10 protein-coding genes are annotated in these 13499 nt (G+C 71.8%); 1 reads left to right on the forward strand and 9 read right to left on the reverse strand.

The genetic code is table 11. The features are described 5' to 3' along the window. Window positions 1-2: 2 nt before the first annotated feature. The 9 genes from K7G19_RS04235 to K7G19_RS04275 form a co-directional block, all read right to left on the reverse strand. On the reverse strand, window positions 3-2414 hold the full coding sequence (locus K7G19_RS04235) for a CHASE2 domain-containing protein (protein ID WP_226105964.1): 2412 nt from the start codon (window positions 2412-2414) through the stop codon (window positions 3-5). Continuing rightward, window positions 2404-4152: a FecR domain-containing protein gene (locus K7G19_RS04240; RefSeq protein ID WP_226105965.1), complete on the reverse strand. Its 1749-nt coding sequence runs from the start codon at window positions 4150-4152 to the stop codon at window positions 2404-2406. Before K7G19_RS04240 ends, K7G19_RS04235 begins: the two co-directional genes overlap by 11 nt. Then, a complete protein-coding gene (locus K7G19_RS04245) occupies window positions 4142-4846 on the reverse strand; it encodes a response regulator transcription factor (RefSeq protein ID WP_149316132.1) in 705 nt (234 codons plus the stop codon). The genes K7G19_RS04240 and K7G19_RS04245 overlap by 11 nt, the downstream gene beginning before the upstream one ends. A gap of 157 nt (window positions 4847-5003) precedes the next feature. Next, window positions 5004-6419: an exopolysaccharide Pel transporter PelG gene (pelG, locus tag K7G19_RS04250; RefSeq protein WP_226105966.1), complete on the reverse strand. Its 1416-nt coding sequence runs from the start codon at window positions 6417-6419 to the stop codon at window positions 5004-5006. Further along, window positions 6419-8293, reverse strand: a complete 1875-nt coding sequence (gene pelF / locus K7G19_RS04255) for a GT4 family glycosyltransferase PelF (protein WP_226105967.1) — start codon at window positions 8291-8293, stop codon at window positions 6419-6421. Before pelF ends, pelG begins: the two co-directional genes overlap by 1 nt. 2 nt (window positions 8294-8295) lie before the next feature. Beyond that, window positions 8296-8835, reverse strand: a complete 540-nt coding sequence (locus K7G19_RS04260) for a hypothetical protein (RefSeq protein WP_226105969.1) — start codon at window positions 8833-8835, stop codon at window positions 8296-8298. Continuing rightward, window positions 8808-9365, reverse strand: a complete 558-nt coding sequence (locus K7G19_RS04265; protein ID WP_226105971.1) for a hypothetical protein — start codon at window positions 9363-9365, stop codon at window positions 8808-8810. Before K7G19_RS04265 ends, K7G19_RS04260 begins: the two co-directional genes overlap by 28 nt. Then, window positions 9358-10827, reverse strand: a complete 1470-nt coding sequence (locus K7G19_RS04270; protein WP_226105972.1) for a PelD GGDEF domain-containing protein — start codon at window positions 10825-10827, stop codon at window positions 9358-9360. The genes K7G19_RS04265 and K7G19_RS04270 overlap by 8 nt, the downstream gene beginning before the upstream one ends. A 46-nt stretch (window positions 10828-10873) precedes the next feature. After that, the gene (locus tag K7G19_RS04275; protein WP_226105973.1) at window positions 10874-11626 is read right to left on the reverse strand and encodes a hypothetical protein; all 753 of its coding nucleotides are present in this window, start codon (window positions 11624-11626) and stop codon (window positions 10874-10876) included. A gap of 434 nt (window positions 11627-12060) precedes the next feature. On the opposite strand from K7G19_RS04275, the gene K7G19_RS04280 reads away from it, so the two are divergent. Then, entirely contained in the window at window positions 12061-13371 is a 1311-nt protein-coding gene (locus tag K7G19_RS04280; RefSeq protein WP_187829059.1) for a diguanylate cyclase, read from the forward strand. Window positions 13372-13499: the final 128 nt, after the last annotated feature.

The following is a 13499-nucleotide window of genomic DNA, read 5'->3' on the forward strand; positions in this document are numbered from 1 at the left end:
ACTCAGCCCGGCAGCGCGATCGTAAAGGTCGTGCCGCGGCCCGGCGCGCTGTCGACGCCGACATGGCCGCCGTGCCGCTCGATCACCGTCTTGACGAACAGCAGCCCCAGACCGCTACCTTCGCGCACCGGACGGCCCTCCTCCTGCAGCCGGCTGAACGGCTGGAACAGGCGGGCCTGCTCCTCGGGCGCGATGCCGGGCCCCTGGTCGGAGACCGACACCATCAGACCGCCATCGCTGCCGTCGTCGTGCCGCACGCGGCCGGCGCGCACGGTGACGGTGCCGCCCGGCGGGCTGTACTTGACCGCGTTGTCGATCAGGTTGGAGACGGCGCGCATCAGCAGCGCCGCTTCGCCGTACAGCATCATCTCCTCGTTGCCGGTCTGCACCGCGACGGTCACGCGGCGCGCCTGCGCCAGCGCCCACAGCGAATCGGCGGCGTCCATCAGCACCGTGGTCAGGTCGACCTCGGCAAAGCGAAGATGCTGCGATTCGGCGCGCGCGAGCTGGATGAAGTCGTCGGCCAGCGCCAGCGTGCGGCCGGCGTGGTGGCGGATCCGTTCGAGCAGCACCGGCGGTTCGAGCGCGCGCGCGGGGTCGGCCTGCAGCTCGACCAGCGCGAGGATCGACGCCTGCGGCGAGCGCATGTCGTGCGAGATGAAGCGCAGCGTTTCCTCGCGCTGGCGCTCGGCGAGCCGCACCTGCGTGATGTCGATGAAGCTGATGCTGAAGCCGGCGACCTCGCCCGCGTTGCCGCGCAACGGTGCGCCGCGCAGCAGCATCGCGCGCTGGTCGTGGGTCTGCAGCTCGACCCCGGCGCGCTCGCCGCGCGTCGGCGCCGCGCCGTGGTCGGCGGCGCGCCGGAGCCGATCCCAGTAGTCGAGTCCGCCCTGCGGCGGCGCGAAGATGTCGGCGATCAGCGTATCGAGCAGGGGCCGCGCCCCGCCCTCGGCGTTGAGCGCGGACAGCAGCCGCGGCGACAGCGCCACCGCGCCGGCGTTGGCCAGCAGGATGCTGCCGTCGGCGTCGCAAATCACGGTGGCATCCGGCAGGTTCTCCAGCCTGTCGGACAGCAGGCGGCGCAGGTCGCGCTGCCGCGTGATCATCCGGTACAGCGCGCTCATGCGCGTGTCCAGCGTACCGCCGGCCAGCGGCGGCGCGCTCTTGCCGCCCGGCAGCGCCGGCTCGCGTTCGAGCCGCGCGACCTCGGCCGACAGGAAGGTCAGCGCCGATTCCTGCCGGCGCCAGCTCCACAGCGGATAGAACACCAGGCAGGCCAGGATTGCCGGCACCGGCGAGAACCACAGCCGCTCGAAATGCATCAGCGCCACGCTGGCGCCGAACAGCCCGACGATCACCGCGGCGCTGACCAGCAGGGCGTCGCGCGGGGACATCAGCAGCGCCGCCAGGCACGCGAGCAGCACCGGCAGCAGCGTCAGCGGCCAGTACCAGGCGCGCGGCAACGGCACGATGCCGTTGTCGTCGAGCAGCGCCTGCGCGGCGTTGGCCAGCAGCTCGACGCCGCTGATGCCGGCGCCGTTCTTCGACAGCGGCGCGGAGAACATGTCGCCAAGACCCGTCGCGCCGGCGCCGACCAGCACCAGCTTGTCGCGGAACAGCTCGGGTGGAATGGCGCCGCTGAGCACGTCGATTGCCGACACCGTGCGGAAGGTGCCGATCGGTCCGGCGAACGGAATGCCCAGGCGATGGCGGCGATGCCATTCGCCGGCGAGCGTCTCGTCGACCGGCACCTGCCGGTAGCTGTCCAGCGGCCGCTGCGGCTGGCCGAACTGCACCAGGCGCACGACGAAATGGTCGAGCATCTGGCCCGGCAGGCCCTCCTGCAGATAGAGATGGCGGGCGAGCCCGTCGACGTCGGTGGCGATATTGATGTGGCCGACATCGGCGCCCAGCGCGGGCAGCGGATAGCTGAGGCGATAGCCGTCGCGCACCGGCTCGGCCAGCGCGGGAATGACCACGTTGCCGGCGCGCGCCATGCTGACCGCCAGCGCCTCGTCGTCCTCGGGATGGCGCCAGTCCGGCTCGACCAGCAGCACATCGAGCCCGATCACGCGCGCGCCGCCGTCGGCCAGCCGATCGACCAGCCCCGCCAGCAGCGAACGCCGCCACGGCCAGCGCCCGACCGCGGACAGCGACTCATCGTCGATCGAGACGATCAGGATGTCGTCGCGCGGCGCGTGCTGCTGCGCGGCGATGCCGATGTCGTAGACGGCCAGGTCCAGCCGCTGGCTCGCGCCGAAATCCGCGCGCACCGCGGCCAGCACCATCACCAGCATCGTCAGTACCAGCCATTCGATCAGCGTGCGCCGATGAAAGCCGGCAATCAGGCCGCTGCCCGCGGCCGTGCGCAGCTGGGTGCGCAATTGGGGCAGGCGAATGCGGCTACCCGCCACGGCGCACACTGCCGCTGGCAGTACCGATCGGAGCCCCCGTGCCGTCGCGCAGATGCTCGTGGACTTCGATGCGTTGCGGCGCCGAGAACGGCGACTCGCTGCCATCGCGCTCGATGCGGGCGACCCGCACGTAGTAGACGCCGGCCGGCGGACGCGGCAGCGCCGCGGTGTCCGACTCGATGCGCTGATCCTGCAGGGGCCGGGCAAAACCCGGCTCGTCGGCCAGCTGCACGCGGTAGGCCAGCGGCGCGAAGGCCTCGGGCTGCTGCGCGGCGCCCCAGCGCACGCGCAGCGCGCCGCCGTTGTCCTCGACGACGCTGACGCCCGGCGCCGGCGGCAGCAGGCGGAACGCCACCGGGGCGCTCCACGGGCCCGCCTGCCCCTTGGCATCGATCGAGCGCACACGCCACCACCAGTTGCCTGGCGCCAGCGTCTGCTGCGTGCCTGCCTCGCGGGTGTTGCCGTGCGCGGCCAGCGTGCCGAAATCGGCGTCGGAGGCGATCTCGAAGTGGTATTCGGCGGCGCCGTCGACCGCCGCCCATTGCAGCTCGGCCACGGTGCCGTGCACCGTGCTGCGCGGCGCCGGCTCGACCGTATAGGGCGCCGGCGGATTGAGCCGAACCGTCAGCGGCGCGATCGCTGCGTTGCCCGGAATGCGGTTCCCGTCGATGGCGCGCACCTCGAGATAGGCCGGGCCATCGGGCAATCCGGTCAGCGCAGCGGCCGCCGGCGTGACCGTGGCGGCGAAGACGGCTTCGGTACGCTCGGGGTCGCGCGTCACGCGAACCAGGTAGCCGATTGCCCCCTTGACCGGTTGCCAGCCCACTTCGGCCTGGCTGGCGTAGATCGGCTCCGCCGGCACCGCGCTCAGCGTCGGCGCCGCCAGCAGCGTGTACACCGCGGCGTCCCCCGCGCTGCCGACGGCCACGCCGTGGCCCGCGGTGACCATGCGCTTGGCGCGCCGCGCGCGCACCGCCACGGTTCCCTCCAGCACGGCGCTGCGGCTGGCGCGCCGGCCCGCGTCGTCCGGCTGGCCCGCATCGACCGCGTAGCGGGTGCCGCGCACCCCGGTAACCATCATCGGCGTGCGGATCTCGAAGCGGCCGACGCCGGTCCCGCCCGGCGCGACGCGCGACTCGATGCCGCCACGATCGACCTGCATCACGGTATCGCCCAGACCCGTGCCGGCAAACACCCGCAGACGCTTGACCTGCAGCCGCGTGTTCGCCGGTATCGCGACGCGGGTGCCGTCGGGCAGCTCGAAGGTGACCAGGCCATCGGTACCGGTTTGCAGCCAGGCCGCCTCGTCGACGCGCATGCCGGGCCGCAGCGCGGCGCCGTTGGCGTCGGCCTGGCCGACCACCGACACCACGCGCGCGCTCGCCACCGTCACCGGAATGCGCGCGAGCGGAATGCGGACCTGGGTGCCGATCGGCAGCCGGTACGGATCGGCGACGCGGTTCAGCGCCTTCAGCTCGCGCCAGACGTCGGCGCGGCCGGTATAGCGCTGGGCGACCCAGAACAGCGTGTCGCCCGGCTCGACCTGATGCAGGAAATACTCGCCATCGGCACCGGCCGGGCCTGCCTGTGCCGGCGCGAACGCCAGCAGCGCCCATGCGGCAACCGCGGCCCTGGCCACCGTGACAGCCGTGGCAGCCGCGGTGGCCGTGGTGGTCGCCCTGGCCCCTGTAGCCGCACTGGCCGCGGTGGCCGTCACCACCCCACCCTCACGCACCATCGGTGGGCTCCGCGCAGCGCTCGAAACGATAGCCGTAGGAATACACCGAGGCGAGCCGCACGCCGTTCTCCGGCCGCAGGCCGAGCTTGATGCGCAGCCGCGACAGATGGGTATCCAGCGTGCGCGAGCTGGCGCCGAGCGAGCGGCCCCATACCGCCTGCTCGACGACGTCGCGCGGCAGCAGCCGGTCCATGTTGCGGAACAGGTAGAGCGCGAGATCGAACTCGCGCGGCGCGATATCGACCTCGACGCCGTTCAGGCTGGCGGTGCGCGCCACCGGATCGAGCCGATAGGCGCCCACCACGATGGCCTCGTTGGCCGGGGTGGACGGATAGGTCCGGCGCAGCAGTGCGCCGACGCGGGCCAGCAGCTCGCCGCGCCGCACCGGCTTGATCATGTAGTCGTCGGCGCCGCCGGCCAGGCCCATCACGATGTCCTCTTCCAGCGATCGGCTCGTCAGGAACAGGATCGGCGGGTACTGCCCCGAATGCAGGCGGACGTGGGTCACCACGTCATAGCCGCTGATGTCGGGCAATTGCCAGTCCATCACCAGCAGATCGTAGGAGCGCTCGCGCATCGCGCGCAGAAAGGCCTTGCCGCCCGAATAGCTGTCGCAGGCATGTCCGGCGCTGATCAGGATCTGCTGGATCAGCTCGGCCTGGCTGGGATCGTCTTCGACCGATGCGATATTCATGTTCTTCTCAGTGACTGGTCGGTTCGCCGCTTGCCCGGCACGGCGACGCGGGCAGGCGTGATGGGATGAGTTCGGTCAATGCAATGATGTGTCGAATTGTAACTGCGTCGGTCACCATACCGCGCTCCACCGCCTTATCTTCGCCGCCCGATTCGCATTACTGCAACATATAAGTTTCATATTCCAGGCGCTCGAGCCGGCGGTCCAGCAGCACCAGCGCGATCGCCACCACGATCAGCGCGGCGAACGCAAAGCCATAGCCGTACCACGCCGGACCCAGCGCCAGCGTCATCTGCGTCAGCCCGACGTTCAGCGCCACGAAGGCGGCCCCGAGCAGCAGGATTTCGCGGCGCCGGTCCAGATGGAAATAGACGCTGAGCGTGGCGAGCAGCACCACGTAAAGGCCCGCGCCGACCACGTCGACGTGCAGCAGCGGCAGGTACAGGTCGGCCATGCCGAACAGCGCCAGCAGCGGCCGGCCCAGCGCGAACAGCAGCAGCGCGGCGATCGCCAGCAGCTTGACGACTTCGTACAGGCCCAGCCGGACGGCCCGCACCATGGCGTCGCGCGCCGCCTCGATCCGCTGCAGCGAGCCGCCGCCGCGCACCGCGTCGGCGAAGGCATCGTAATGGGCGACGAACTCCCGTTCGATGCGCAGCGCGAACGCCGCCATCGCCGGCACAACGGCCAGCCAGGCCAGAAACACCGGGACGTCGTAGATCGCGGAGGCATGCAGCGGCCCGATGACGCGCTGCCCCGTGCCCGCGTGGTACCAGAACTGCAGCTTGTCGGCCCAGAGGCCCAGCGGGTACAGCAGGCCGATCGCCATCAGGCTCGGATGGAGATGGCGCCGGGCAAACAGCTCGAACGACAGCAGGCATGGGTTGCGGTCGCTGCGGTCGCTGCGGTCGCTGCGGTGATGGCGATGGTAGAGATAGCCGCGATGGATCGGTATCGCCGTGCCGGCGAGCAACACCAGCTCGCCGATCACGAAGGCGCCCAGCAGCCCCTCCAGGCCGAAGCCGCGCAGCGCCAGCGCGGCAAGCGCCGCCACCGCATAGCCGGCCACGAAGGCGCAGGCGATCGCGCGGTACTGCTTCATGCCGGACAGAAAGGTCACCGCGATCCAGACATGGCACATCAGCACGAAGCCCGCCAGCATCAGCGCGCGATACCACGCCGATTGCTGCGGGAACGCCCACAGCGCGCACGCCAGGCCAAGCAGGCCGGCCAGCACGGTGACCACCAGCCCCACCGCATGCACGCCCGGCAGCACCGCCTCTGCGCGACCTTCCGCGAGACGGCCCGCGGCGTAGCGGACCAGATGAAGCTGCAGCGGTCCGGTCAGCATCAGGCTGACCGCGATCAGATGGATCGCCGATACCTGGAACTGCACGGCTTGCGCGCCCGGCAATCCCGTCGGCAGCCGGAGCACGCCGATCAGCAGAACGCCCGCGATCGCCAGCACCCAGGCACCGCAAGCGAGCACGCTGGCGAAGCCGTAGGCCTGCAGCGTGCCGCCAACGCGATTGCGGTCCCGCAAGCCGCGCAGGAAGAAAGTCAGGTCCACCATCATGGCGCTCCCGCGAAGGGGCAACGGCCGGCCGGCAGCCGTTCGCCGGCCGGATTCGACATGGTCGCCGGGGACAACGCCGGCCGGCCCACGCCGGCACGTCCGCCCGCGTCGGCGTGCGGTTTCGCTGCGAGATGCTGGTACAGCTGCCGGTAGCTGGCCACCATCGCATGCTGGGTGTAATAGCGCTCGGCGCGCACGATCGCCGCGCGCTGTGCGGCACGCCACCGCTCGTCATCGCCGAGCAGCGCGACCGCCTCGCGTGCCAATGCGCCGGGATCGGCAATGCGCACCACCGCGCCCGCCGCGCCCAGTGCCATGTCTTCGTCGCCGACGCCCTCGATCAGCTCGCGGCAGGCGCCGACATCGGTGGCCACGCACGGCACGCCGGCGGCGAACGCCTGCAGCACCGCCGGCGGCAGCGCCTCGCTGATCGAGCTCAGTACCAGCACGCCGACCTGCGGCAGCAGCTCGTCGAGGCGCCGCGGGCCGAGGAAGCGCACGTTGCCGGCCAGTCCCAGGCCTTGCACCAGACCGCGGCATTCGCGCGCGTATTCCGTATCCTCGTCCTCGGCCCCGGCAATCCACCCCTGCGCATCGGGACACTGCCTGACCACGGTCAGCATCGCGCGGATGAAGGTCTTGACGTCCTTGCGCGGCACCACCCGGCCCGCCAGGCACAGTACCTGCGGCACGCGCTCCGGCCGCTGCGCGCGCAGCGGCGCCAGCGCGGGCAGATCGATGCCGTTCGGGATGGTGCGCGTGCGGCTGGCCGGCGCGCCGTCCCTCACCTGCCCGCGGCGGTTGCCTTCATAGAGCGCGACGATCTCGTCCGCCGCCTCGTAGCAGACGCGCCCCAGCGATTCGAAGAAGCGCAGCCACAGCTCGCGGCAATAGTCCGTTTCCGGGACATCGTGCTCGACGGCGTTGCCGCCGCGGCGATGCTGCGGGTCGCGATAGGGGTTGTCGCGCTGCCAGCGCGACTGGAACCAATCGATGCCGTGCTCGCGCGCAGGGATCGCGTGCTGCGACACCAGCAACGGGCGATCATGCCGGTAGCGCAGCATCGCCCCGAGCAAGCCGGCATAGCCGGTCGATGCCGCGTGGTAGACGCGCGCCGGCATCAGCGTCGCCGCGATCCGCGCCAGCCGCCACAGCGGCCGGTGCATCGTGCGTACGCTCCAGAAGTAGTCGGAGAACGAGGTGTCGGTGCAATGGCGGCGGTACTGCTCGACGATCATGTCCCAGGCGGGCCGGCTGTGCAGGAAGGCGTGTTCCGACAGCCGGCCCTCCTTTCCCTCCTCGCCCTCCTCGCCCTGCGCGTCCATCAGCGCGTTGATCAGCTCGCGCATCGCGGCGCTTGCCTGCACGTGTCCGCCGTTCGGGTTGTTGACGCCGCCGGCGCCGTGGCTGCCGCCGACGCCGTTAATACCCTTGCCGCGCTGGCGCAGCAGATCGTGCAGGCGCGCCCCATCGGCGAAGGCCTGTGCATCCGCCCGCTGTCGCGGCACCGTGGCGGCCGGTTCGTCGTCATGCAGGCAATGCGTCTCCAGATGCAGGACATTGTCCGGCAGCGCGACCGCCATCTCGCCGCAGGCCTCGCGCCGGTCGCCGATCACGACGACCGCGAAGGTGGTCTGCGGGAAGGCCCGGATCATCCGCTCGGCCCATCCCGGCGCGCCTGCCCTCGCGAAGGGATGGCTGCCTTCAAGCAGCAGCGCAATATCGACCTGCGCGGCCCGCGCGCCCCCCGTAACGCCCCCGCGCCCCGCGCGCCTCGCGTCCGGCGAGGCGGCGTAAGCAGTTGGCGCGGGGGCTGCTGCGAAGGGCGCGTTTGGCGTGTTCGGCGCGTTTGGCGTGTTCGGCACGGTCATGCTCATGATGTCCAGTAGCGCAGCACGGGCTGAAGCTGCGGCAGCGCCGGCAGCGACGCGGCCTGGCGCAGGCCCTGCATCGCGGCCCTGGCCGCCGCGAAATCGCCCTCCAGATAGGCCGCCTCGGCCAGCAGCGGCCAGGCGCGCTCGCGCGGAAAGCCGAGCGCGATGGCACGCTGCAGCGCGGCGCGCGCGGCGGCGGGGTCGCGGCGGGCCAGCGCCAGCCGTCCGCGCAGCTGCCACAGGCCGGCCGCCGGGCTCGCCACGCCGGAACCGTCGGCGGCGCGCACGTACAGCGTCGTCGCGCCCGGCGCCTCCGACAGTGCCTGCAGCGCGGCCTCGGCGTGGCGGTCCGCCTGCTCCAGCGTGTGGCCGCGCACGTCGCCCTGCGCGAGGTTCTGGTAGACCAGCTCCCAGTGCAGCTGCGCCAGACGTTCGTGCGCCGCGGCCCGGCCGGCCGGATCGCCGTCCGCCAGGGCGTGCAGGCAGTCCTGCGCCTGGAGGATCTGCCGCGTCAGCCGCTGCTCGGCGGCGTTGAGCATGCCGTAAGCCAGCAGCCTGACGTCCTCGACGCTGTCCTCGAGCAGCGCGCGCAGCAGCGGACCGGTGCTGCGCGATCGCGATCGTCGCCGGCGTCCGGCCGATTCGCCGGCCGATTCGCCGGCCGATTCTCCGGCCGATCAGGAACGCAGGCCCCCATTGCGCCCGCGAACTCGGGCAGCGCCACGGAAGCCATGCCGCCGATGGCCGGCGTACGATGCCCGAGCCTGGCCAGCGCCATGCCGGGCAGCACGACCAGCAGGCCGCCCAGCGGAACCAGCGCGCCGGCGACGAACAGATACGCCGATGTCGTGCGCGAGGCCACGCGGGAGGCCACGCGGGACGGCATGCGAACGTGCCGGGACAGCAGGCGCTGCAGCGGCATCGCCAGCAACGCGGCCGCCAGCGCCTGCATGCCCAGATACGCCAGCAGCGCGCCGGTTGCCTCGGTCGCGCCGTTGCCGTGCGGCAGCACCGCCAGCGCGGCCAGTTGCACCGCGCCGCCGGCGACGGCAAGCAGGGCCTCAAGCATCGTCGCTCCCGGACAGCCCCCGCGCGGCGCCGCCCTGGCAGCGCTGCAGCAGGCGGCGCAGCGGTTCGGGATCGCCATCGGCGGGCACCGGCAGAGTATGGATGCCGATCCGTCCCCGTTCGAAATCGATGCCGAACTGCGCCTGCAGCATCCGTTCGATCCGCAGCAGATAGCCGGACGCGCCCTCGCCATCGGCCAGCGGCATCAGCGTCGTCAGCACGCGTTGCGGGCCGCCCTCGCAGGCCCACCCCAGATCGAGCGCGCGGCGGCTGCGCACGGCTTGTTCGAACCAGTCGGCGCTGTGCTCGTCGGCGCCGAAGGCCAGCGCCACGACGGTGCTGGCGATGCCTGCCTCGCGCCGCAGTCGCGCCAGCCGCGCATAGTCCAGCGCGAACTCGTGCGGGCAGTCGGGCAGCACGCGCTCGACCGCGCGCGCCGCCTCGGCATGCTCGACGCCGTCGGCGTAATAGCCAAGCAGCACCAGCAGCAGTTCGAGGTTGTCGTGATGCAGCGCGAGGAACGGCATGCGCTCGATGACCAGCACGCCGAGCAGGCGATCGGGACCGGCCAGTACCGGTGCCACGGCGAGGTAGCGGCTGTGCACGCCATCGTCGCCATCAGCGCGGCGATGCGCCAGCTGACGGGTCTGCAGACAGCGCCGCAGCAGCGGATCGCCGGCATCGAGCCTGCAGCCCGGTCCGACCGTCGCCGCGGCTTTCGGCAACACCCGCTCGCCGTCGCAGGGATACAGCGCCGCGGCCTCGAGCTGACAGGCCTGCGCGGCCAGTTGCATCATCGGTGCCGCCGCGGCCAGGGGCCGGGGCGGCACGCGCTCGCCGCGTACCGCCGCCAATTGCGGCTCGACCCCGGCCTGCTCGGCGGTCGCCGCGCGCAGCCGGGCCAGCGTATCGCGCAGCGTGGTGGGCCGGGCCAGCAGATCGCTTTCGAGCCGAGCATGCGAGATGCGCAGCAGATAGTGTTGCCTGGTCAGCGCCGCCAGGCGTTCGTCGAGATAGCGGTGGATCAAACGCTGGCGCGCCAGCCGGCTGGCGCAAACGTCGCCGAACTGTCCGGCCAACAGGACCAGCAGCGTGCCGCCGATGAAGAACGGTCGCGGAAACGCCCCGGGCTGGGCGCCGATCCGGTGGAACAGGAACCAGCCGCCGAGCAGCATCAGCGCCGCGCCGATGCCGGCCAGCGTGCCGTAGCGCAGCGCCAGTACCAGCGGCAACAGCCAGGCCCAGGGAAAGCCCAGGTCGAGCAGCAAGGGATTGCCGGGCATCGCCGCATAGCACAGCGCCATCGCCGCGGTCATCAGCACGGTCAGTTCCAGCACGGCGCCGCGGGTATTGCCGGCGCCCATGGCGGGCGCCAGCCATGCCGCACGGACATCGTCCGCCCGGTGGATCGGACCGATCGTGCCCGCGGCCGCGCGCCGGTCGCCCATCGCCGTTGCACTCATTCGCTTCTCCGGATCTAACACTTGCCTGCTGTCAGCGTGCGCGGCATCAACCGCGCACCCGCCGCGGGTTCTCCCGCGCTTCACGCCATTCGGACCGCACCGGGGCGACCGGGTGACGACGCCCGGCAAGGGCGGCGTGCGCAGGCTTCGGGCACGCGAGGGCGCGATAGAAGGCGACTTCCAGATCGTCGGCGCCGAGCGCGCGCGCCTGCGCCGCGAAGGCAATCAGGTCCGAAGGCGCTGCCGGCATGGCCGCGGCCTGCCGCAGCAGCGTGCGCTGCTCGGACCGATACCGCTGGCGGGCCGGCATGTCGGCCGCGGCGGCATTGGCCCGTTGGCGCGCCACATCGAGCCGTGCACGCAGCATCGGCAGCGCGACCTCATCGGTCACGGAGGAATCTATTCCGGCCAGCAGCGTTTCGGCGTCCTCCAGCCGGCCCTCGCGCGCAAATTGCTCGGCCAGCTCCGCCACCAGCGCGGCATCGGGCGGCGAGACACGCAGCCAGGCCCGCAGATAGTCGAGCGTCGCTCCATCCATCGAGCGGCCCGCATGCAGCCCTTCGCCGAGCAGCCGCTCGCGCAGCGGCTCGCGCGGGAACATCAGCGCGAGACAAATCGTCACCGCGGCCACGATGGCGGTGGCGAACGCCGGAGGCAGCAGGCGTTCGCGCGGCGCATCGGCAGCGGCTGCGGCCGCGCGATCCGCGCGCGCGGCATGCAGCCCGCCCACCGGGGGCGTCCCGGTGGCGCCGGCCCCCGACGTCAACGGCCCCTTGCGTGCCGCGTCTTGCTTCCCCATGGTTTCCCCGTTTTGTTGCCTCGACGACGCGGCGTCGTCGCTCCCCCGGCCCGGATATGAATCTTGTAACTACGAGCCGAATCCTAGCGAACGGTACAAAAAGGGAATGTCAACAATTGTCAAACGTGGCATGCCGCACACGCGCGGTTCGACGCAATCAGTAGAATCACCATCAACAAAAAAGCTACACACAAGCCGTGCCTCGATGCGCGGCCTCGCTGCGGGACCGCGATTGCATCTGGGATCAGGCTGCGCCCATCTGGGCGCCGACAACACAGAGCCATGCCACGGACCGCAGCTTCGGGAATGTCGACGGCGTCATCCGGGTCAAGCTCTCTGACATGAATTCGCGCTGCGCCGGCCATGCCCGCGCGCGCATTGCCTTACACCACTGGCGTCGCGATCCGCTCGCGCGCCGACAGGGAGACGATTGCATGTCGCCGGATTTACCCACTGCCTATCTGACGTTGCTGGTGCTGTTCGCCAGCACGCTGGGCATCTCGATCGGCCTGCGCTATGGCGCCGCGCAAGCGGGCCACCGTGCGCGCTGGACCGACGCCCATGCGCTTGCCTCGCTGGGCGGCATGGCGCTGGCCCTCGGCGCGATCGCGCCGGCGCCGCTGTGGGCCGTACTGGCACAGTCGCTGTGCCTCGGCGCCCAACTGATGCTGGTGCGCGGCCTGGCCGCGAGCGGCATGGCGATGGCCCCGCATCATCTGCGTGCGATGGTGGCCGGCGGCGTCGCCTCGGTGGCGCTGCTCGGGCTGATCGCCACGGTGCAGGATGCCGTGATGGCCGAGCGCGCGATCCGCACGCTGGGCCACGCGATCACCGCGCTGGTGGTCTGGCAGGCGCTGCGCCTGCTCAACCGCGAGCGCCGCTCGCATACGATCGCCCATTCGCTGGTATGGGTCGCCTGCTGCGCGCAACTGGCGGCGCAGGCGCTGTGCCTGGCGCTCGCGCTGGCCGCCGGCGGGGCCGGTGCCTGGAGCGCGCTGCGGCCCGACGAGCCGGGCATGCTGGCCCAGGCGCCGCTGCTGCTGATGCTGATCGCGGTGCTGTCCGGCGTGGTCGGTTTCACGCTGCTGAGCGCGGAGCGTCAGCTGGCCGAGCAGCGTGCGCGCGCCCGCCTCGATTCGCTGACCGGGCTGTTCCATCGCGGCGCGCTTGACGACGCCGCGATGACGCTGGCCGCCGAGGCCGCCCGTACCGGCAAGCCGCTGTCCTGCCTGGTGATCGACGTCGATCGCTTCAAGCAGGTCAACGACCGCGCCGGCCATCAGGCGGGCGACCAGGTGCTGAAGCGGATCGCCGAGACGCTGCGCCGCGCCTGTCGCGCCAGCGACGTGGCGGCGCGCTTCGGCGGCGAGGAGTTCTGCCTGCTGTGCCCGAACACCGGCGAGGAGGAAGCCGTGCTGCTGGCCGAGCGCATCCGGGCACGCATCGCGGCCATCGCACTGCCGGAAGACATCGGCGGGCATGCCAGCGTCAGCATCGGCATCGCGCTGGCGCAGCACGCCGGCGATGCGCGCCGCAGCTGGGAGCGTCTGTTCGCCGAAGCCGACCGCGCGCTCTATCGCGCCAAGCGCGAAGGACGCAACCGGGTGATTCACGCCGCCGCGGGCGCCGGTATTGCGGCCAACGCGGCCAATGTGGCCAACGGCGCGAATGCCGCCAACGCTGCCAACGAGGCCGCCGAACCGGCCGCGTGGAGCGTGGCGTGCGGCGTGTCGGTCAGCGGCTGAGCGCGACCGAGCGCGACCGAGCGCGACCGAGCGCGACCGAGCGCGACCGAGCGCGACTGAGCGCGACTGAGCGCGGCTGAGCGCGGCGGGCGCGCAGCCGGACGCGCGCTACGACGCCCGTTGTCCCT

The organism is Cupriavidus sp. DB3, from assembly GCF_020418465.1.
Taxonomy (GTDB): domain Bacteria; phylum Pseudomonadota; class Gammaproteobacteria; order Burkholderiales; family Burkholderiaceae; genus Cupriavidus; species Cupriavidus cauae.